Annotated in this window: 18 protein-coding genes; 7 read left to right on the top strand and 11 right to left on the bottom strand. The window is 69.6% G+C overall.

Annotated features, from left to right (window positions below; translation table 11 throughout):
- Window positions 1-23 precede the first annotated feature (23 nt).
- The 9 genes from DIE17_RS02995 to DIE17_RS03035 all read right to left on the bottom strand — a co-directional run bounded on the left by DIE17_RS02995 (window position 24) and on the right by DIE17_RS03035 (window position 11,270).
- Window positions 24-1,514: an efflux transporter outer membrane subunit gene (locus DIE17_RS02995; RefSeq protein WP_124519787.1), complete on the bottom strand. Its 1,491-nt coding sequence runs from the start codon at window positions 1,512-1,514 to the stop codon at window positions 24-26.
- The gene (locus DIE17_RS03000) at window positions 1,492-2,577 is read right to left on the bottom strand and encodes an HlyD family secretion protein (RefSeq protein ID WP_124519788.1); all 1,086 of its coding nucleotides are present in this window, start codon (window positions 2,575-2,577) and stop codon (window positions 1,492-1,494) included. Before DIE17_RS03000 ends, DIE17_RS02995 begins: the two co-directional genes overlap by 23 nt.
- Entirely contained in the window at window positions 2,574-3,278 is a 705-nt protein-coding gene (locus DIE17_RS03005) for an ABC transporter ATP-binding protein (protein ID WP_185640954.1), read from the bottom strand. The genes DIE17_RS03000 and DIE17_RS03005 overlap by 4 nt, the downstream gene beginning before the upstream one ends.
- Window positions 3,275-4,411 (bottom strand): ABC transporter permease, encoded by a 1,137-nt coding sequence (locus DIE17_RS03010; RefSeq protein WP_124519790.1) that lies wholly within the window; start codon window positions 4,409-4,411, stop codon window positions 3,275-3,277. The genes DIE17_RS03005 and DIE17_RS03010 overlap by 4 nt, the downstream gene beginning before the upstream one ends.
- A gap of 31 nt (window positions 4,412-4,442) precedes the next feature.
- Window positions 4,443-4,628: a DUF2964 family protein gene (locus DIE17_RS03015; RefSeq protein WP_124519791.1), complete on the bottom strand. Its 186-nt coding sequence runs from the start codon at window positions 4,626-4,628 to the stop codon at window positions 4,443-4,445.
- A 141-nt stretch (window positions 4,629-4,769) separates the two neighbouring features.
- On the bottom strand, window positions 4,770-5,894 hold the full coding sequence (locus DIE17_RS03020) for an ABC transporter permease (RefSeq protein ID WP_124519792.1): 1,125 nt from the start codon (window positions 5,892-5,894) through the stop codon (window positions 4,770-4,772).
- Window positions 5,895-5,896: 2 nt separating this feature from the next.
- The gene (gene rbbA / locus DIE17_RS03025; RefSeq protein WP_124521026.1) at window positions 5,897-8,710 is read right to left on the bottom strand and encodes a ribosome-associated ATPase/putative transporter RbbA; all 2,814 of its coding nucleotides are present in this window, start codon (window positions 8,708-8,710) and stop codon (window positions 5,897-5,899) included.
- Window positions 8,707-9,780 carry an HlyD family secretion protein gene (locus tag DIE17_RS03030; RefSeq protein WP_124519794.1) on the bottom strand — a complete coding sequence of 358 codons (1,074 nt, stop codon included), beginning with the start codon at window positions 9,778-9,780 and terminating at the stop codon, window positions 8,707-8,709. The genes rbbA and DIE17_RS03030 overlap by 4 nt, the downstream gene beginning before the upstream one ends.
- Entirely contained in the window at window positions 9,777-11,270 is a 1,494-nt protein-coding gene (locus tag DIE17_RS03035; protein WP_124519795.1) for an efflux transporter outer membrane subunit, read from the bottom strand. Before DIE17_RS03035 ends, DIE17_RS03030 begins: the two co-directional genes overlap by 4 nt.
- A 378-nt stretch (window positions 11,271-11,648) precedes the next feature.
- Between DIE17_RS03035 and DIE17_RS03040 the strand changes: the two genes are divergently transcribed.
- The 3 genes from DIE17_RS03040 to ftsH are packed head-to-tail and all read left to right on the top strand — an operon-like array spanning window position 11,649 to window position 14,786.
- A complete protein-coding gene (locus DIE17_RS03040) occupies window positions 11,649-12,296 on the top strand; it encodes a BON domain-containing protein (protein ID WP_124519796.1) in 648 nt (215 codons plus the stop codon).
- 39 nt (window positions 12,297-12,335) lie between these two features.
- The gene (locus DIE17_RS03045) at window positions 12,336-12,845 is read left to right on the top strand and encodes a BCAM0308 family protein (RefSeq protein ID WP_124519797.1); all 510 of its coding nucleotides are present in this window, start codon (window positions 12,336-12,338) and stop codon (window positions 12,843-12,845) included.
- Window positions 12,846-12,878: 33 nt separating this feature from the next.
- Window positions 12,879-14,786 (top strand): ATP-dependent zinc metalloprotease FtsH, encoded by a 1,908-nt coding sequence (gene ftsH, locus DIE17_RS03050; protein WP_124519798.1) that lies wholly within the window; start codon window positions 12,879-12,881, stop codon window positions 14,784-14,786.
- Window positions 14,787-14,854: 68 nt separating this feature from the next.
- Here the strand turns inward: ftsH and DIE17_RS03055 are convergent, their stop codons facing one another.
- Complete coding sequence (locus tag DIE17_RS03055; protein ID WP_124920634.1) at window positions 14,855-16,651, bottom strand: adenosylcobalamin-dependent ribonucleoside-diphosphate reductase; 1,797 nt, start codon at window positions 16,649-16,651, stop codon at window positions 14,855-14,857.
- Between the two features lie 217 nt (window positions 16,652-16,868).
- On the opposite strand from DIE17_RS03055, the gene DIE17_RS03060 reads away from it, so the two are divergent.
- The 4 genes from DIE17_RS03060 to DIE17_RS37810 all read left to right on the top strand — a co-directional run bounded on the left by DIE17_RS03060 (window position 16,869) and on the right by DIE17_RS37810 (window position 20,210).
- Window positions 16,869-17,804 (top strand): 1-phosphofructokinase family hexose kinase, encoded by a 936-nt coding sequence (locus tag DIE17_RS03060; protein ID WP_124920635.1) that lies wholly within the window; start codon window positions 16,869-16,871, stop codon window positions 17,802-17,804.
- 118 nt (window positions 17,805-17,922) lie between these two features.
- Window positions 17,923-18,723, top strand: coding sequence for a polysaccharide deacetylase family protein (locus DIE17_RS03065; protein ID WP_124920684.1), 801 nt, complete (start codon window positions 17,923-17,925; stop codon window positions 18,721-18,723).
- Window positions 18,720-19,976 (top strand): putative glycoside hydrolase, encoded by a 1,257-nt coding sequence (locus tag DIE17_RS03070; protein ID WP_124920636.1) that lies wholly within the window; start codon window positions 18,720-18,722, stop codon window positions 19,974-19,976. The genes DIE17_RS03065 and DIE17_RS03070 overlap by 4 nt, the downstream gene beginning before the upstream one ends.
- A gap of 45 nt (window positions 19,977-20,021) precedes the next feature.
- Window positions 20,022-20,210: a hypothetical protein gene (locus DIE17_RS37810; RefSeq protein ID WP_124645748.1), complete on the top strand. Its 189-nt coding sequence runs from the start codon at window positions 20,022-20,024 to the stop codon at window positions 20,208-20,210.
- 44 nt (window positions 20,211-20,254) lie between these two features.
- Here DIE17_RS37810 and DIE17_RS03080 read toward each other — a convergent pair whose 3' ends face one another.
- The gene (locus DIE17_RS03080; protein ID WP_124920685.1) at window positions 20,255-20,752 is read right to left on the bottom strand and encodes a lecithin retinol acyltransferase family protein; all 498 of its coding nucleotides are present in this window, start codon (window positions 20,750-20,752) and stop codon (window positions 20,255-20,257) included.
- Window positions 20,753-20,824: the final 72 nt, after the last annotated feature.

Below are 20,824 nucleotides of genomic sequence, written 5' to 3' on the forward strand. Positions count from 1 at the left end.
TGCGGCGCGCTTGTCGGCGCGCGTCAGCCCGCATCGCCCCAGCCGCCGCCGAGCGCGACGTAGAACGCAACCGTATCCTGCAGGCGCTGCGCGACCGTCTGCAGCCACGCAATCCGCGCCTGATGGTATTGCAAGTCGGCGACCAGCAACTGGACGTAGCCGGCAATCCCCGCGTCGTAGCCGGCCTGCGTGAGCTTCAGCGCGTCACGAGCCGCGGCCATCGCGCGCGCCTGCGCATCGAGCGCCGCCGCGTCGTTGGCGAGCGCGCGCAACGTGTCGGCCACCTGCGAGAACGCCGACAGGACGACCTGCCGATAGGTCGCATCGGCTTCGTCGTACGCATCCTGCGCGGCGCGCCGCTGGTTCAGCAGCGAGCCGCCATGAAAGATCGGCGCGGTGAGTGCGGCACCGGCACTCCACACGCGGCCGGCGGGCGAGAACAGCTTGCCGGCGACGACGCTGTCGAACCCGCCCGATGCGGACAGCGAGAGGTTCGGGTAAAGCGCGGCCGTCGCGACGCCGACCCGCGCGCTGGCCACGTGCAACTGGGCTTCCGCCTGCAGGATGTCGGGGCGGCGGCGCACCAGCGACGACGGCGCCGTGTCGGGCAGGCTGGCGGGCGGCTCGATCCCGTCGAGCGACAGGTCCGGCGTCCGCCAGTCGGCCGGGTAGCGGCCGGCCAGCAGCGCGAGCAGATCGTCGGCCTGCGCGCGTTTCTGGTCGAGCGCGGGCAGCGTCGCCTCGAACGACGCCCGCTGCGATTCCAGCGTCAGCACCGCGACGTAGGCTGCCGCGCCGGCCGTCACCTGCGCGCGCGTCAGACGAACCTGCTCGTCGAGCAGGCCGATCATTTCGCGCGTCGCCGCGGCTTCGTCGCGATAGGCCGCGCGCGCGACCATCGTATTGACGACGTTCGCGGTCAGCATCAGGTAGGCGCCCGCCAGCGCCTGCCGTTGCGCATCGACGTCGGCCGCGAGCGCTTCGACCTGGCGCCGTTCGCCGCCCCACAGGTCGAGCGTGTAGCTGACCGTGGCCGACAGCGTGAACAGGTTGAAGATCGACGCCGGCAACGCCTGGCCGGTGCGCAGCGGCACAGCGCGCTGGCGCGACGCGCCGGCCTGTGCATCCACCTGCGGAAAGAAGATCCCCTGGCCGGCCCGCAGCGCGTGCTCGCTGCGCCGCAGCGTCGCTTCGGCGAGATCGAGCGTCGGGCTGCCGGTCAATGCTTCGGCGACGGTCGAGTCGATCGCGCGGCTGCCGAAGCGTGTCCACCAGTCGCGCGTGAGCGCCGCGTCCGCCGACAATGCCTGCGTCCGGCCGCCGCCGCTCCAGGAGCCGGACGCCGCGCCCGGATCGTCGGGCGGCACGAAGCGCGCGACGCGCGGCGCGGGGGGCGGGACGAAATTCGGCCCGACCGTGCACCCCGCGAGCAGCACGGCGACGGCCAGCGCGCCGGTGCCGCGGCGCAGCGCGCGCGCGCGGCGGGCCCCGTTATTTGCCTGCGACGTAGACATCGACGATCTGCCCGGGAAACAGCCGCACATTCCTGTTCGGCAAGATACGGAAAATGACCGGCAGCACGCGCACGTCGACGCGCTCGGTGCGCTGGTCGGACAGCTCGATCTTCGGCGTGACGTATGGCTGCACGCGCACGAACTGGAGATCGGCCTCGACCGATGTGCCGCGCACGAACATGTGCGCCTTCAACGCATGCAGGTCGGGTAACTGGTGGATCAGGATCTCGTCGATGTAGCAGCGGACCTGCAGCCGGTCGACCGGCGTGCCGAGCACCACGACCGGCGTGCTGCCCCGCGTATAGGTGTCGTAGAGCCCCTGCGAGGTCAGGTAGGCCCCCACGGCCGCGTTCATCGCCAGGACGGTCCCGTCCGCCGGCGCACGCAGCGTGTAGCGGGCGAGCAGTGCGGCCGCAGCGTCGGCCGCGCGCCGCAGCGCGATGGCCTGCGCTTCCTGGTTGCGCACGTCGTAGCTCCATGCGCCGGCCTTGGTCAGACGATACTGCCGCGTCACGACGTCCAGGTTGGCCGCCGCGACGCGCACCGCGTTCGCGGCCGTGTCGAGCGCGTCGCGGCTGACCGCCTTCGGATCGATGTCGTACGCGTGCCGCTGCTTGTCGTACTGGTCCTGCGCGAGCTTCAGGCTCGCCTGCGCGGCCGCCGTTTGCGCACTGGCCACGTCGAGCACCTCGCGGCGCGGCTGCGCCTTCAGCTCGTCGAGCAGCGCGGCGGCCGCGTCGGCCTGCGCCGCGAGCTGGGCGGCGGTCGCGCGTTGCACCGAGTCGTCGATCGTCAGCAGCGCGTCGCCGGCCTTCACCGGATCGCCGTCGTGCACGAGGATGCGCGTCACCGCGCCCGAGACGTCCGGATAGACGTTCACGTTCGCGCCGGCCGGCTGCTCGCTCTCGACGATGCCGTTCGCATAGACGCCGCGCGCGTACGGATTGGCGGCCGGCTTGAATACCGGCGGCTGCGGCGGCTCCTGGCGGCTGTAGACCCACGCGGCGAGGACGCTTGCCAGGAAGCCGAGCAGGGCCGCCACGAACACGAGCCGGTGTTTCATCGTGCACCTCCGCGCTCGATGCCGTTCAGCTTGCCGTCTTCCATCCGCAGGACGCGATCCGCGTACTCGAAGATCCGCGCGTCGTGCGTGACGATCACGATGCAGCGCGTGTCGTCGAGCACCTTGTGCTTGACGAAGTCGATGATCATGCGGCCCGTGTCGCCATCGAGCGACGCGGTCGGCTCGTCGAGGATCAGCAGGTCGGGCTGGCTGACGATCGCGCGCGCGATCGCGACGCGCTGCTGTTCGCCGCCGGACAGCTTCACGGGCGGCAGTTGCGCGCGGTTTGCGAGCCCGACCACGTCCAGATACGCGTGCGCTTCCTTGAGCGCGTCGTCCCACGGCCGGCGCCTCAGGATCAGCGGGATCGCGACGTTCTCCGCGGTCGTGAGCCGCGGGAACAGGTGGTAATCCTGAAACACGAAACCGATCCGGTTCAGCCGGAAATCGGCGATCGCGTCGTTCGGCTGCGCCCACAGGTCGACGCCGTCGATCGACACCGAACCGCCGTCCGGCCGCAGGATGCCGGAGATCACGCTGAGCAGCGTCGTCTTGCCGCTGCCGGACGGCCCGACGATCAGCAGCATCTCGCCGAAGTTCGCCTGCATCGACACGTCGCGCAGTGCCTGCGTGCGCGCGTCGCCTTCGCCGAACCATTTGCCGACGCCGCGCGCGTCGATCGCGATGCCGGCCATCGTCAGCCCCGGAAGATGTCGAACGGCTCGATGCGCAGCACGCGCCGCACGCCGAGATAGCTCGAAATCGTCGCGATCACGACCACCATCCCGAACGCGAGCGACAGGTTGCCGTACGTGATGAGCGCCGCATAGTCGGGAATCCGCAGTTTCGCGAGACTGATCATCAGCACGCACAGCCCGACGCCGATACCGTAACCGGTCAGCGCGGTGAACGTCGCCTGGAACAGGATCATCGCGACCAGCTCGCGGCTTTTCGCGCCGATCGCCTTCAGCGCGCCGAATTTGTCCAGGTTCTCGAGGATGAACGCATAGAACGTCTGCCCGGAAATCGACAGGCCGATGATGAAGCTGATGATCGTCATCAGCATGATGTTGGTGCCGAGCCCGGTCTCGTACTTGTAGAAGCGCGCGATCTGCGCGATGAATTCGTCGCGTGTGTACGCGCGATAGCCGAGCGCTTGCACGACGGCCTTGATGTGGGCGATGTCGGCATCCGACTTGGGCTCGACGAGGATGTAGGAGGTCGTGAAGCGTGGCGACGGAATGTAGCGGATCGCGCGGGCGTAGGTGGTGTAAAGCGTCGGCGTGCCGAACAGGCCGCTCGCGGCGACCTTCGCGATGCCGACGATCACGCCGCGATGATCGTTCAACTCGAAATCGGTGCCGACGGACGGATTCTCGAGTTTCCGGAACTCGGGATCCTGAATCGCGATGAAGCCGTTTTCCGCGTAGATGTCCTCGATGCGGCCCTGCAGCATCGTCGGGCGGCCGAGCAGGCTGGCGTCGTCGAGGCCGACGACCGTCACGGCCTGGTAGGTGCCGGAGCGCAGCTTGACGAGCGCGCCGCCGGAATAGAGCGGCACCGCATACTTGACGCCGTCGATGCTGCGCACCGCGTCGAGCACGTAGTCGGGCATGCCGATGCTGTTCGCGATCGTCTTCACGGCCGGGTCCATCACCCATACCTTCGCGCCGATATTGATGACCGACGCCGACGACTTGTTCAGGATGCCGGCGAACAGCGACGTCATCTCGATCATCAGCAGCACCGAAAACGTGATGCCGACGATCAGCGCGGTGAATTTCGCGCTGTCGTTGACGAGCAGCTTGAACGCGAGACGCAGGATGCCGTTCATGATGGCGAATCCGACGCGTCCGGCCGTGCGCCTAGCGCCCGGACGGCGCCGGATCCAGCTGCGCGACGAACGCCACGATGCCCGACACGAGCGCGACGATCGCGTACGGGACGACCCGCTCGTCGATCAGCATCGCATGCACGACGCCCAGCAGCGACGCGAGCGCGATGAATACGCAGAGCGTCGCAAGCGCGTTTCGGTATCGCAGACCCATCATGACGTTCTCCCGGGAAGCGGCCGCCGTGGACATAGCTGCCACTGGTTGCGCAAGACATGGCGCCATGATCGCGTGCCGCGCGCCGGCACGATTGATCTGTATCAACGGACGAATCCCGGCATCACGGAATCGACGCCCCGCTCAAGTCATCTGACCAATCGTCTTGCGGAACCGCGTCAGCGACAGCAGGAACAGCACGCAGCCGATCGCGAACAGCGCCGCGAACTGGGCCCACACCGCATCGAACCTGGCACCGCGATACAGGATCCGCTGCGCGAGTTCGACGAAATGCGTGGTCGGCGCGGCCAGCATGATGTCCTGCACGACGGGCGGCATGCTTTCGCGCGGCGTCAGGCCGCCCGACAGCAGTTGCAGCGGCAGCAGCACGAGGACGAGCAGCATGCCGAACTGCGGCATGCTGCGCACGAGCGTCGCGAGAAAGATCCCCATCGACGTCGTCGCGAACAGGTGCAGCGCCATGCCGGCCACGAACAGCGGCACCGATCCCGGAATCGGCACGTGCAGCGCGCCGCCCACGACGAACGTCAGCGACGCGACGGCCGCCGCCGCGACGACGAGCCCCATCGACCAGACCTTCGCGAGCATGATTTCCGCCGCGGTCACCGGCATGACGAGCAGATGCTCGATCGTGCCGTGCTCGCGCTCGCGAATCAGCGCGGCGCCGGTGAGGATCATCGATAGCATCGTCACGTTGTTGATCAGTTCCATCAGCGCGCCGAACCAGACTTCGTCGAGATTCGGGTTGAAGCGCATCCGCATCGCGAGATCGACGGGCGGCAAGGGCGTGCCGCGATGGCGCCGCACGAACGCATCGATCTCGCCCGACACGATCTGCTGGACGTAACCGCCGCCGGTGAACGCCTGCGTCATGCGGGTCGCATCGACGTTGAGCTGGACCGTCGCGTGACGGCCGGCGAGCACGTCGCGCTGGAAGTCGGGCGGAATGTCGAGCGAGAACGTGTAGTCGCCGTTGTCCAGCCCGCGATCGGCCGCGCCGGCGTCGACGAGCGGGGGCGGCGCGAACTGCGGCGGGAAGAACGCCGCCGCGATGCGCGCCGACAGCGGCGACGCATCCTCGTCGACGATCGCGATCGGCACCTTGTGCAGCGTTTCCGGGCGCGCGGTGGCCGCGACGTAGATCGACGCGCTGAACGTATAGACGATCAGCGCGAGCAGGATCGGGTCGCGGGCGAGGCTCCACAGTTCCTTGACCCCGAGCCGGAAAATGACGAGCAGGCGCGACATGGTCAGCGCTCCTGCTTGCGCAGCAGCACGCCGGTCATGACCAGGATGACCGGCACGGCCGCGAGCATCGGCCAGAACTGGGACGACAGGTCGGCCAGCCCGAGCGCCTTGTTGTAGACGCCGCGGCTGATCGCGAGCATGTAGGTGGCCGGATAGACGGTGCCGACCCACTTGCCGCTGCCCTCGAGCGACGACAGCGGCGTGAGCAGGCCCGAGAACTGCACGACGGGAATCAGCGTGCCGACGATCGTCATGAAGATCGCGGCGATCTGGCTGCGGGTAAACGTCGAGGCGAACAGCCCGATGCCGGTGGCCACGACGTTGAAGATCAGCACCGCGGCCGCCAGCGTCGCGAAACTGCCCTTGATCCGCACGCCGAACACGAGGTCGGCCAGCACGACCATCAGCAGGAAGTTCAGCATGGCCAGCATCACGTACGGCGCCTGCTTGCCGAGCAGGAATTCGGCCCGCGTGACGGGCGTCACGTACAGATTGACGATCGACCCGAGCTCGCGTTCCCGCACGACGGCGAGCGCCGTCAGCATCGCGGGCAGCATCAGCAGCAGCATCGGCATGATCGCGGGAATCATGGCCGGCAGGCTCTTGACGTCCGGGTTGTAGCGATAGCGGATCGCGATGTCGACGGCCGGCGCGAGCGACACGCCGAGCCGGCGCTTCGCCTGGTCGCGCAGCCAGTTTTCGTGCATGCCGGCCACGTAGCCGCGGATCGTCTCCGCGCGCATCGGCATCGCGCCGTCGACCCATGCGCCGATCTCCACGCGGCGGCCGCGCGCGACGTCGCGCGCGAAACCGGGCGGGATCTCGAGCGCGAGCGACAGCCGGCCGTTGCGCATGCGGCGCTCGATGTCGCGGTCGTCGGCGAGCGGCGCGCGCGGCACGAAGTAGCGGGAACCGGCGAGGTTCTGCGCATAGTCCTGGCTCAGGATCGACTGATCGCGGTCGAGCACCGCGAACGTCAGGTTGTCGACGTCGAGACTGATCCCGATGCTGATCACGCACATCAGCACGAGCGAGCCGAACAGCGCCAGCGTCGCGCGCAACGGGTCGCGTCGCAGCTCCAGCACTTCGCGCCACAGATAGCTGCCGGTGCGCGCCGGGCTGAACCATGCCGCCGCACGACCGGCGCCGGCCGCCGCGGGCGGCGCGGCGAGCCAGGCGGCGTCGGCCGGCGCATCGGCCGGCGCACCGTCCGCGCCATCCGCTTTCTGCGCGTCGCTCAGGTAGCCGATGAACGCGTCCTCGAGCGTGGCGGCGCCGCGCAGGCGCACCAGTTCCTCGGGCGCGGCGCTCGCGAGCACGCGGCCCGCATGCATCAGCGAGATGCGGTCGCAGCGCGCGGCCTCGTTCATGAAGTGCGTCGAAATGAAGATGGTGACGCGATCGTTGCGCGCGAGCTCGATCATCAGCCGCCAGAAGTCGTCCCGCGCGACCGGATCCACGCCCGACGTCGGTTCGTCCAGGATCAGCAGCTCGGGCTTGTGCACCATCGCCACCGCGAGCGAGAGCCGCTGCCGCATGCCGAGCGGCAGGCGCTCGGGCAGCGCGTCGAGGGCGTCGGCCAGCCCGAAGCGCGCGACCATTTCGGTCACGCGCGCGGGCACGTCCGCCTCCGGCACGCCGAACAGGCGCGCGTGCAGCACGAGGTTCTGCCGGACGGTCAGTTCGCCGTAGAGCGAAAACCCTTGCGACATGTAGCCGACGCGCCGGCGCGTGTCGATGTCGTTCGCGGCGACCGGCCGGCCGAACAGCGTTGCCGTGCCGTCCGACGCGGGCAGCAGGCCGGTGAGCATCTTCATGGTCGTCGACTTGCCGCAGCCGTTGGAGCCGAGAAAGCCGAAGATTTCGCCGCGGCGGATCTGCAGGCTCACGTGGTCGACCGCGACGAAATCGCCGAACCGCATCGTCAGCCCGTCCGCCTCGATCGCGTAGCCGGCCGCCCGATCGGCCTGGAACGGCGCGATCACGACCGGCTGGTGTCCGTGCCGGCGCGCCTCCGGGAGCAGTGCGATGAACGCGGCTTCCAGCGTGTCGCAACCGGTGCGCTCGAGCAGCTCGCCGGGGCTGCCGGTTGCCAGCACGCGGCCGGCGTCCATCGCGATCAGCCGGTCGAAACGGCGGGCCTCGTCCATGTAAGCGGTGGCGACCAGCACGCTCATCGCCGGGCGGGCGGCGCGAATGCGGCCGATCAGCTCCCAGAACTGCGCGCGCGACAGCGGATCGACGCCGGTCGTCGGCTCGTCCAGGATCAGCAGGTCGGGATCGTGGATCAACGCGCAGCACAGGCCGAGCTTCTGCTTCATGCCGCCGGACAGCTTGCCGGCCGGGCGGTCCAGGAACGGCTGCAGCCCGGTGCTGCGCGTCAGCGCGTCGATCCGTCGGCGCCGCTCCGCCGCATCGTGGCCGAACAGTCTCGCGAAGAACTGCAGGTTCTCCTCGACCGACAGCGTCGCGTACAGGTTCCGGCCGAGGCCTTGCGGCATGTAGGCGATGCGCCGGCACACGCGCGCGCGATGGCGGCGCGACGACAGGTCGCCGTCGAGCGTCCATACGCGGCCCTGCTGGATCGCGCGCGCGCCGGAAACGAGCGCGAGCAGGCTCGACTTGCCGACGCCGTCCGGCCCGATCAGCCCGATCATGCGGCCGGCCGGGATATCGAGCGTCACGTCGTCGAGCGCGGCCTTGTCGCCGTAGCGCAGCGAGACGCCGGACAGCCGTGCGACCCAGCCCGGATCGGCCGACACCGGCGCAGCGCCGGTCGCCCCGGCATCCGTCTCGACGGGCGGCGCCGCTTTCATTGCGGCACCCTGATCGCGAGGCGATCCGGCCAGCCCGCGTGCGGGTCGGTCTTCAGCCACGCCACGCCCGGCAAGCCGGTCTTGACGAGCTTCAGGTGGCGCTGCAACAGGTCGCGATCGATGCGTGCCTTCACCCGGAACATCAGCTTCTGCCGCTCGGTGGCCGTTTCGACCGTCTTCGGCGTGAACTGCGCGGTGCTCGACACATAGGACACGCGTGCCGGAATCACGTATTCCGGTGCCGCATCGAGCACGATCCGCACGTCGGCGCCGAGCGGGACCCGGCCGACGACCGCTTCGGGCAGGAAGAACGTCATGTACACGTCGGACAGGTCGACGACGTTGAGCACCTTGCCGCCTGCCGGCAGGACTTCGCCCGACTCGGCAATCCGGTACTGGACGCGCCCGTCGCGCGGCGAGGTCAGTTCGCTGTCCGAGAGGTCGGCCCGCACGCGCGCCACGGTCGCCTGCGCGGCCGTCACGGCCGAGCGCGCCGCGACGAGCTGGGCCTGCGTGGCGTCGATCGCGGCCTGAGCGGCTTGCACCTGGGCCCGCGCGGCATTCACGGTCGCGCGCAGGCTGCCGGCGCGCGCGCGATCGTCGTCCAGTTCCTGCATCGACGACGCGCCGTCGCGCGACAGCGTTTCGGACCGCGCGAGCCGCCGCGTGGCCGCGTCCAGCTCGCTTTCCCGCTGCACGACGACGGCCGCGGCCGCGGCCTTGTCGCTGCGGCGCTGCGCGACCTGCGCGTCGATGCTCGCCGCGGTGTTCACCGCCTGCTGCTCGCGCGCCCGTGCCTCGTCGAGCTGCGCCTGCAGGACGACGACGTCCATGCGTGCGAGCGGCTGGCCGGCCGTCACGAAGTCGCCTTCGTCGACGAGCATCGCGGTGACGCGCCCCGGCAGCTTGGTCGCGACGTCGATTTCGGTCGCCTCGATGCGGCCGTTGCCGCTGACGAGCCCCGCATCCGCCTGGCCGTCGTGCCAGCGCGTCCATCCGTAGTACGCGAGGCCGATCGCAAGCACGGCCGCACCGATACCGATCAGAAGAGGGCGCGGGATGGTTTTCATGGTGTGTTGTCCGAGTCGGTCGAAAGGGGCGCCGTTGCCGCGGCAGTCTTGCCGGTGTCGATCACGCCGCCGCCGAGCGCGCCGTACAGCGCGACGCGGCTCGACAGCAGCGCACGACGGGTCGTGACCAGCTGCTGCTCGGCGTTCATCAGGTCCCGCTGCGCATCGAGCACCTCGAGGAAGCGGGTTGCCCCGCTGTCGTAGCGCAGCTTCGCGAGGCGCGCCCGCTCGGCCTGCGACGCCAGCGTGGCGCGCTCGATGGCGACCTGGTCGGCGAGCCAATGGCGCGCGGCGAGCGCATCGGACACGTCGCGGAACGCGCGCTGCAGCGTCTGTTCGTAGCGGGCGAGCGCTTCTTCGCGTTGCGCGCGCGCCAGTGCGAGATTCGACCGGTTGCGGCCGCCGTCGACGAGCGGCAGCGTGACGTTGGGAATCACCGACCACACGCCGGACCCCGACGACAGCAGGTCGTGCAGCGCGCTGCTTCCCGAACCGATCGCACTCGTCAACGCGATGCGCGGAAAGAATGCCGCGCGCGCCGCGCCGATGTTCGCGCGGCTCGCCTGCAGTTCGCGCTCCGCCGCGATCACGTCCGGGCGCCGGGTCAGCAGTGATGAAGGCAGGCCGGGGGCGAGCGACGGCAGCACCGCGCCGTCGTCGAGCGCGAGCGGCGTGGCGCCCAGCGCCGGCGGCGCACCGACGAGCAACGCCAGCGCATCGGCCGCCGTCGCGCGGGCCTGCTGCAACTGCACGCCGAGCGATTCCGCCTGCTGCAGCAGGATCTCCGATTGCGTGAGATCGAGGCGCGAGATCGCGCCGGCCGCGTGACGAAGCCGGAAAATCCGCAGCGATTCGCGGCGGGTGTCGATCGTCGCGCGGGTCAGCGCGATGCGTTCGTCGATCTCGCACAGGGTCAGATACGCGTCCGCGACACCGGTGACGACGCTCAGCGTCACCGCCTGCCTGGCTGCGTCGCTCGCGAGGTAGCGCTGAAGCGCTGCTTCCTTCAGGTTGCGCACGCGGCCCCAGAAATCGATCTCCCATTGCGTCTCGGCCAGCTGGACTTGATAGACCTGCCCGATGACGGGCACCGGAGTGAGAAAGCCGCCCGGCGTGCGAAACCGCGCGTAGGCCGCGCCCGCAGCGATCGTCGGCCATTGATCCGCGCCGCGGATGCCGTACACCGCGCGCGCCTGCTCGACGCGGGCAACCGCCGCGCGCAGATCCCGGTTGTCGGCGAGCGCCTGGCCGATCAGTGCGCGCAGGCGCGGGTCGACGAAGTAAGCCTGCCAGTCGGGCACGGGCGCGGCGGGTGTCGCGTCGGCGGACGGCTCCGGAAAGGACGCGGGAATCGGTGCGGCGGGACGCTCGTCCGGTGGCGCAAGCGACAGGCAGCCCGACAGCAGCCCCATGCCCGCCGCCAGCGCAATGGCACGCATGCGCCGCACGACGGCAGGATGACAGCGAACGGGAAGCGCGGCAGCGCGCATGGAATGCCTCGTCGAATACGGAAATGCGGGAATTCGGGATGGCGCCGCCCGCGGGGCGTCGCCGCTTCGGATTCACTTATATCCGACGATTACCGGGTTTCCCCTTGATCTGTGTCACTCGGGCGGGGATGCGTTTCGAGGGGCCGCTCGCTTGACGCGCGTGCCGGAGCATGCATCGGACGCTTTCGCGACGGCGAGCCGGGCCGGGCCGCGCAATGCCTGTCACGGGCGGCACGCCCGGTGCGGCAACGTCCGTCGCGAGCCCGCAGTTGATTGATCCTCGTCAAGCCGCCGGCGCGGCCGTGCGCGATGCTGAACACGGTGCGGCACGCATTCGCTCGCAGGCATGCGGCCGGCACGGACCGACGGGAGACCGACATGAAGTCCGATGCAGTACTCAAGCAGGATGTCGAGCAGGCGTTGTTCTGGAATCCGGCGATCGAGGCGCGCCGGATCGACGTCGAGGTTCACGACCGGATCGTCACGTTGCGCGGCACGGTCGACAGTTGGGCCCAGAAGCTCGAGGCGCAGAAGACGGCACTGCACGTCGCCGACGCGCGCGCGCTGGTGCTCGAACTGAACGTCACCCCGCCGGAGAACGCGTGCGCGGACCAGGAACTGGCGATCGCGATCACGTTCGCGCTCGGCTGGCAGGAGGCGTTGCGCGATCACAAGATCAGCGTCGAGGTCGATCACGGCTGCGTGACGCTCGACGGCGAAGTCGATCATGCGTATCAGAGCCGCGCGGCGGAAGCGATGGTGAGCCGGATGATCGGCGTCGTCGGCGTGGCCAACCGCATCCGGGTGCGTGCCGACCATACGGTGCCCGACGTCGGCGCCCGGATCGCCGAGGCGCTTGCGCGCCGCGCGCAGCGCGAAACCGCGGGAATCTCGATCGACGCAACCGACGGCATCGTCACGCTGACGGGCACGGTCGCGTCGCTGGCCGAAAGGCGCGCCGCGTGTGGTGCGGCCGGGTCGGTGAGGGGTGTCCGGCAGGTCGTCGACCGACTGAGCGTCGCCTGACCGGCTTGCACGTGCCGTCTACTACCAGGAGAAGCTGCGATGAACCGTTCGCATACCGGCCCCGGCCGAAACTATCTGCGCCGCGACAAGCGCATGCAGCCGCATACGAAGGACAGTTATCGCGAACCGAAGCGGCCCGCGGGCGACCGCATCTGCGAAGGCTGCGGCGCCGTCTGCGACGCGGGCCGCTGGACCTGGTACGCGACCCCGCTCGACCGGCGCCAGCTCGAATGCCCGGCCTGCAAGCGCATGCGGGAAAACGTGCCGGCGGGCGAACTGGTGTTGCAGGGTGCCTACCTGAGCGCGCACCGTTCGACGATTCTCGAACTGCTGCGGCATCAGGCCGATCTGGAGACGAGCGAGCACGCGCTCGAACGCATCATGGACATCGACACATCCGCCGATTCGCTCATCGTTCGCACGACGGGCGTGCACATGGTCCGGCGCCTCGGCGAAGCATTGCTGCATGCGCATCACGGCGATCTCGCGCTCGACTATCGCGACGGCGAGGATGTGCTGCGTGCGCACTGGAAGCGCGACGATGCGTGAGCGGATGCTGGCCTGCCGGAGAGGTTCGACCCCGTGAAAAAATCATTCGACTACTCCGGGCTGCTGATTCCGGTCGCGTTCGCCGTGCTGGTCGCGGTTCAACTGCTCGCGCGCCAGCCGGCGTCGACGTCGATTTCCTACAGCGATTTTCACCGCCTGGTGGACGCACGGCTCGTCGACGATCTCGAGATCGGCACGGCGACGATCTCGGGCACGCTGCGCATGCCGCAAGCCGGCGCCGCGCTGCCCGCGTCCGATGCGGCCGGCGTGAAGGAGGCCGGCGCGCCGTGGCGCTTCACGACGAACCGGGTGAGCGACGAAGGGCTGGTCGCCGCGCTGACGACTGCCGGGATTCGCTACCGCGGCGCGACGGATACGGGCTGGATCGGCACGCTGGCGACCTGGATCTTCCCGTTGATCGGCTTCGTCCTGATCTGGAATTTCATGATGCGAAGGCCGGGCGGGATGCGGGATCTGAGCGGCATGGGCAAAAGCCGCGCCCGCGTCTACATGCAGAAGGAAACCGGCATCACGTTCGACGATATCGCGGGCATCGACGAGGCGAAGGCCGAGCTGCAGCAGATCGTCGCGTTCCTGCGCAACCCCGAACGCTACCAGCGGCTCGGCGGCAAGATTCCGAAGGGCGTGCTCGTCGTCGGCGCGCCCGGCACCGGCAAGACGCTGCTCGCCCGCGCGGTCGCCGGCGAGGCGGCGGTGCCGTTCTTCACGATCAGCGGCTCGGCGTTCGTCGAGATGTTCGTCGGCGTGGGCGCGGCGCGCGTGCGCGATCTGTTCGAGCAGGCCCAGCAGAGCGCGCCGTGCATCGTGTTCATCGACGAGCTCGATGCGCTCGGCAAGGCGCGCGGCGTCGGCCTGATGTCGGGCAACGACGAGCGCGAGCAGACGCTGAACCAGCTGCTCGTCGAGATGGACGGCTTTCAGGCCAATTCGGGCGTCATCATCATGGCCGCGACCAACCGGCCGGAGATCCTCGATCCCGCGCTGCTGCGCCCCGGGCGTTTCGACCGGCACATCGCGATCGACCGGCCGGACCTGACCGGACGCAAGCAGATCCTGGCCGTGCACACGAAGCGCGTGAAGCTCGCGCCGGAAGTCGACCTGGCCGAACTGGCGCAGCGCACGCCGGGCTTCGTCGGCGCCGATCTCGCGAACGTCGTCAACGAAGCCGCGCTGCATGCGGCGGAACTGGGCAAGCCCGCGATCGGGATGGCCGATTTCGACGAAGCCATCGACCGCGCGATGACCGGCATGGAGCGCAAGAGCCGCGTGATGAACGAACAGGAGAAGCGGACCATCGCGTACCACGAATCGGGGCATGCGCTCGTCGCGCAAAGCCGCGCGCACTGCGATCCGGTGAAGAAGGTGTCGATCATCCCGCGCGGGATCGCGGCGCTCGGCTACACGCAGCAGGTGCCGACGGAGGATCGCTACGTGCTGCGCAGGAGCGAGTTGCTCGACCGGCTCGACGTGTTGCTCGGCGGACGCGTGGCCGAGGAAATCGCGTTCGGCGACGTGTCGACCGGCGCGCAGAACGATCTCGAACGCGCGACCGCGCTGGCGCGCCATATGGTGATGCAGTACGGGATGAGCGAGAAGATCGGCCTGGCGACACTCGACGATGGCGCACGCCAGGGCGGGGCGCCGGGCGTGTGGACGCCGGGCGACGGCCACTGCAGCGAGCACACGGCGCAACTGATCGACGAAGAGGTGCGCGCGCTGCTAGAGGACGCGCACGCGCGGGTCACGGCAACGCTCGGCGCGCATCGCGATGCGCTCGAACGGATCGCGCGCAGTTTGCTGCAGCACGAATCAATCGATCACGACATGCTGGTGGCACTCATCACGCCGCCGGACGATGACGGCGAGCCGCCCCGGGCGCCGGAAGCCGACACGGAAACGACCACGGGCGTCTCCGCCTGAAGGAGCGATCGGCGCCCGCTATCGCCCCGGATGCTTGCCCGGACGCTCGCCGCCGCTCATCGTGTCGTTCAACAGCCGATGCAGACGGGGCCGTCGCGCCGCGCGTGCGACGCGTCATCGGTCACGACCGACGCGAGCCGCGGATCGGGCCGGAAAATCGTGATGCCCTTGAGCCCTTCGCGCCACGCCTGGAAGAACAGCGCGTCGACCGCCGCGAGCGAACACTGGCCGGGCATCGTCACCGTCTTGGAGATACCGGCGTCGACGCACGGCTGCAGCGCCGCGAGCATCGCGACGTGGTCGGCAGGCGCGATATCCGCCGCCGTGACGAAATAGCCCGGCAGCCTGACGGTGTCGCCATGCAGTGCGCGAAACAGCCGGTGAGCGTGATTCTCCACACGAAACGGCCGGACCTGCCCGTCCGCGGTGCGGACCATGCGGCGCTGCGTCCAGCCGACGGCCGGCTCGATTCCGTTCGAACAGTTGTCGCAGAACGCGAGGCTCACGCTGCCGGCCGGCGCGAACGACAGCAGGTGGCTGTTGCGCAGCCCGTGCCGCGCGATCGCGTGATGCACCTTCAGCGGCAACAGCGTTCGATACGCGGGGCCGCTCAGATAGGCGGCCGGGTCGTAGGCCGGAAACACGCCGCGCTCGGCGGCAAGCGCGGCCGACGCGGCGAACGCATGCTCTCGCATCGCGAGCGCGATCCTGCGTGCAAGCGCGCGTGCTTCCGCGCTGTCGTAGCGCAGCCTCAGCATCGTCAGCGCGTCGCCCAGCCCGGTGACGCCGACCCCGATGCGGCGCGTGCGGCGCGCCTCGTGCTCGTGCGCGGCGAGCGGCCACTCGGTCAGATCGAGCACGTTGTCGAGCATGCGGACCTGGATGCGCACCGCGTCGGCGAACGTCGCGAAATCGAAGCGCGGCTCGCCGTCGATACCGAACGGGTGGAGGACGAACCGCGACAGGTCGATCGGTCCGAGCACGCAGCTGCCATAGGGCGGCAGCGGTTGCTCGCCGCACGGGTTCGTCGCGTCGATCCGCTCGTGCTCGCGCAGCGGATTCGCGGCGCGGATCGTGTCGAGGAACAGCAGCCCCGGTTCGGCGCTGTCGCGCGCGGCAGTGACGATCGCGTGCCAGAGCGTGCGGGCCGGCACCGTTGTGTAAAGGTAGCGTCCGTCGGGCAGCCGGGGCGATGCGCCGGACGTGCAGGCGGGTGGCGCGTGGTGGAAGAGCGCCCACGGCAGGTCGTGCCGGACCGCCTCCATGAATGCGTTCGTGACGCCGACCGACAGGTTGAACGTCGGCCAGCGCGCGCGTCCGCGCTTGGCCGCGACGAACGCGACGAGGTCCGGATGATCGCAGCGCAGCACGCCCATCTGCGCGCCGCGGCGCGGGCCGGTGAACGGCAGCGCCCGGCACATCGCATCGAAGCGGTCGATCGCCGCACATACGCCGCGTCCGGACGACAGGCGCCGTTCGTACGCGTCGGCGGGCGGCACCGGCGAGAAGTCGTAGCCGATTCCGCCGCCCATCAGCAGCGTGACCCGGGCGTCGTCGAGCGCATGCGCGAGCGCCGTGTCGAGGGCCTGCACGGGGGCGTCGGCCGGAATCGCGAGCGGATGGACGAAGCAGTTGACCATCGTTCCGCCGTGGTCCGCCCCGGCGTTCGCGAGAATGCGGCCCGCGCCGATCGCACCGCGCTGCAGGTTCAGGTAGAACACGCGCTCCGCCTGCGCACGGCGCTCGGCCGGCTCGGCGAGCGACAGCGCACGGGCGACGCGATGGAAGACGGCCGCGCGAGACGTGTCGCCGGGCTGCGCATAGCGCTCGGCGAACACGGTACTGCAAAGCGGCTGCTCGTCCATGGCGGGGCTCGGCGACGACGAATGACTCAATGTAGGCGCCTGCCCGAACGTGTCGTTGATCGAACGCAACCGGGCGCTTTCGCGGCATCGCTTGATGGCGGTCAACGCCGCGGCCGGCGTCGAACGTAACGTGTAGCCACGGCCGGCACGCCGCGGTGGGCCGGGAATCGCCACGCGGGCACCCGGCGCGCCTGCCATCGACTGCGAGCGACGCACCATGACCGATATCGTTACCGTCACGTTGAATCCTGCCGTCGATGTCTCGACCTCGGTCGAGCACATCGTCGATACCCACAAGCTGCGCTGTACACGGCCGCGGCGCGACCCCGGCGGCGGCGGGATCAACGTCGCCCGGACCATTCACCGGCTCGGGGGCGGCTGCGTCGCGCTGTACCTGGCCGGCGGGCCGACCGGCGACGTGTTGACGCTGCTGCTCGAAGCCGAGCGCCTGCCGGCGGTGCGCGTCCGGATCGCCGGCGAGACGCGCGAGAACGTCTGCGTGAGCGAGACCGCGACCGGGCGCGAATACCGCTTCCTGATGCCGGGGCCGCTGGTCACGCAGGCCGAGTGGCGCGACTGCGCGGCCCGCATCGACGCCATGCAGCCGGCGCCGCGCTATCTCGTGCTGAGCGGCAGCCTGCCGCCCGGCGCGCCTGACGACCTGTATGCGACGCTCGCGCGCACGGCCAGGGCAAGAGGAAGCCGGGTGGTCGTCGATGCGGCGGGCCGGGCGCTGCAAGCGGCCCTCGAGGCCGGCGTTCATCTCGTGAAGCCCAGCCTCGGCGAACTGAGTGCGCTGGCCGGCGAACCGCTCGACGACACGGCGGCCTGCCGCAAGGCGAGCGAACTCGTGGCGCGCGGGCAGGCCGACATCGTCGCGTTGACGCTCGGTGCGCGCGGCGCCTGGGTCGTCACGCGCGATCGCGCGCTGCGCCTGCCCGGCAGGCCGGCAGCGGTATGCAGCACGGTCGGCGCCGGCGACAGTTTCGTCGGCGGCATGGTCTGGGCGCTGGCGCGCGGCGTGCCGTTCGACGATGCGTGCCGCTATGCGCTGGCGGCATCGGCCGCCTCGGTCGAGCATCCGGGCACGGCGCTGTGCACGCGCGACGACGTCGAGCGGATTCATGCCGAACTGGTTGCGCAGGCAAGCTGACGTCCAGGCGGCCCGACGCGTGCACGATCGCGTCGACGCGCGATCGATCGTTGATCTGGCTCAGCGGATTGCGCGCCGCCATCGCGAAAAATGGGGCAGCCATTCCACGAGGTCCGCCATGGCCGTTCGCCTGACCGCCTTGATCGCCAGCCTGCTCCTGCTGTCGGCCGCGTCGCCGGTTTCGTCCGCCGACGTCGCGACCGTCGATTCGCCCCCGCCGCGTGTGCTGATCCTGGTCTATCACCGGTTCGCCACCGCGCGCCTGGATTCGATGACGGTGCGTACCGAAACCTTCCGGCACCAGCTGCAGGCGATCGAGGCGAACGGCTACCGCATCGTGCCGCTCGCCGACGTCGTGCGCTGGCACGACGGCCAGGCCGATGCCGTGCCGGCGCGGGCGGTCGCGATCACCGTCGATGACGGTCATCGCTCCGTCTACGACGTGCTGCGCCCGTTGCTGGGCGCCCATCCGATGCCGGTCACGCTGTTCATCTATCCGTCCGCCATCTCCAACGCCGGCTATGCGATGACATGGGACCAGCTGCGCACGCTCGGGCGCGCCGGCGGGTTCGACATCGAGTCCCATACGTACTGGCATCCGAATTTCCGCACCGAGCGCGCCCGGCTCACGCCGGACGACTACCGGCGCTTCGTGTCGTTCCAGCTGGGCCGGTCCCGCGAACGGCTCGAGGCCGAAACCGGTGAGCCGGTCAGGCTGCTGGCCTGGCCGTTCGGCGTCCATGATGAACAGACCGACCAGTTGGCCGCACGCGAAGGCTACGTCGCGGCATTCACGCTCGACGCGTGCCCCGTTCGTGTCACCGACCCGGCCATGGCACTGCCGCGCTATCTGATGACGGACGATTGCGACACACGATGCATGAACGGATTGCTGAGAACCGCCGGGAGTCAGCCGTGATGAAACGCCTGATCATCTGTCTTCTCGTGTCGCTCGCCGGCTTCGCTGCCCAGGCGGCGCCCGTCACGATCACCGTCGTCGACGCAACGAACGGGCACCCGCTCGCCGGCGCGATCGGGCATGCGTCGGGCGTGAACCGGACCGCGGATCGCGACGGCGCGTTTTCACTGGAGATCGACGCGGCGGGCACGCGCCTGAGCGTGCGTGCGCCGGGCTACGCGCGAACCGAAGTCACGCTCGCGCCGGCCGGGGTCGCGCAGACGATCCGGATGACGCCCGTGCGTCCGAAGGCGGTCTATCTGTCCGCCTATGGCGTCGCCGATCGCACGCTGCGCGAGGCGGCGCTGTCCCTCCAGGACAAGACGGCAATCAACGCGCTCGTCATCGACGTGAAGGGCGACAGCGGCGTGACGCCGTATCGCAGCCTGGCGCGTGAAATCTCGGGTGCCGCGAACCATGCCGCCGGTGCCGTCGTGCATCCGCCCGATCTGCCGGACCTGCTGCGGACGTTCCACGCGCGCGGTCTTTACGTGATTGGCCGCATCGTCGTGTTCAAGGACGACGCGCTGGCGCGCGCTCATCCCGAGTGGGCCGTGCGCGACGCGGCCGGCGAGATCTGGCAGGACCGCGAGCATCAGCGCTGGATCGACCCGACGTCGCGCGCGGCCTGGCAACACAATTACGATGTCGCCGAAGAGGCTGCCCGCATGGGTTTCGACGAAATCCAGTTCGACTACCTGCGTTTTCCCGACGCCAACGGCCTCCGGTTCGGCGAGCCCAATACCGAGGCCAACCGGGTCGCGGCGATCACCGGATTCCTGACCGGCGCGCGCGAACGGCTGCGGCCGTACAACCTGTACATGTCGGCCGACATCTTCGGGTACGTCTGCTGGAATGCCGACGACACCGCGATCGGGCAGCGGCTCGACGCGCTCGGACCGGTCGTCGACTATGTGTCGCCGATGCTGTATCCGTCCGGCTTCACGTGGGGCCTGCCCGGTTGCCGCAAGCCGACCGAGCATCCGGGCGAGATCGTGTCGCGGTCGCTGGCCGAGGCGAAGCGTCGGACCGGACTGGACGGTGTCCGGTTTCGGCCGTGGCTCCAGGCGTTTCGCGACTATGCGTTCGATCGCCGGCCGTTCGATGCCGACGAGATTCGCGCGCAGGTCGACGCGGCCGACGCGGAGGGCACGGACGGCTGGATGCTGTGGAATCCGCGCAATCGCTACGATCCTGCCGCGTTGCCGCGCTGAGCGGCACGTGCAGACCGGCGCGAACGCGCAGGGCGCGAATCGATCATGCCGTGGAATGACGACCGTTATCCGCCTTCGATGCGGAATCTGCCGCCGCCGGTTCGCGGCAAGGCGATCGAGATTGCCAACGCGCTGCTGCGGCAGGGGCGTTCCGAGGGCAGCGCGATCCGCATCGCGATCGCGCAGGCGAAACGGTGGGGGCGTGCGCATGCCGTCTTTCGTGGCCGCGGGTGACGGTCGAGTCGATGAATGACTGAACGACGGCCCTGCCGTCGATACTACGCCATACACCGTGCCGTGCATTCGCGCCCGGTCATCGCCGGATGCAGTCGCGCGGCCAGAACGCAAGCGACGAGCATGACGGCGACCGCGATGCCATGTGCCGGGTTGCGCAGGCACGACGCGACCTGCTCGCTCCTCGCCACACCGAAAAGGCACCACAGGCAAAAGTGCTCGCAGTTGTTCGTGAGCAGCCGGTATCGGCATTCGCCCAGGCGCGATGCCGCGCGGCGCGCGGCTTCCGTTCCGTCGTACAGCGTGCGCTCGTGGCGGATGACCGCGAGCCCGAAACCGGCACGGAAGCCGTCCAGCGTGACGACCTCGACCGGACCGCCGCTCGCATGGCGTGACCATCCCGCGTAGTGAATCACGTTGCCGTCGCCGATGTAGATCCCGTGATGCAGATAACCGTGGCGGCGGGTCACGAGGTGGGCACCGACCGGCGGTTCGCCATCCGGCATGGCGTCGTCGGCGTGCACTGCGGTCGGATCAATCATCGCCAGCTCCTCGGTCCTGCGGCGGCGGGGCGGAAGAGCCGCGCGCCGGCCGCGAAACACGTTGCTTCCTGT

Origin of the sequence: Burkholderia sp. Bp9099 (assembly GCF_003857805.1) — a bacterium.
Lineage (GTDB): Bacteria > Pseudomonadota > Gammaproteobacteria > Burkholderiales > Burkholderiaceae > Burkholderia.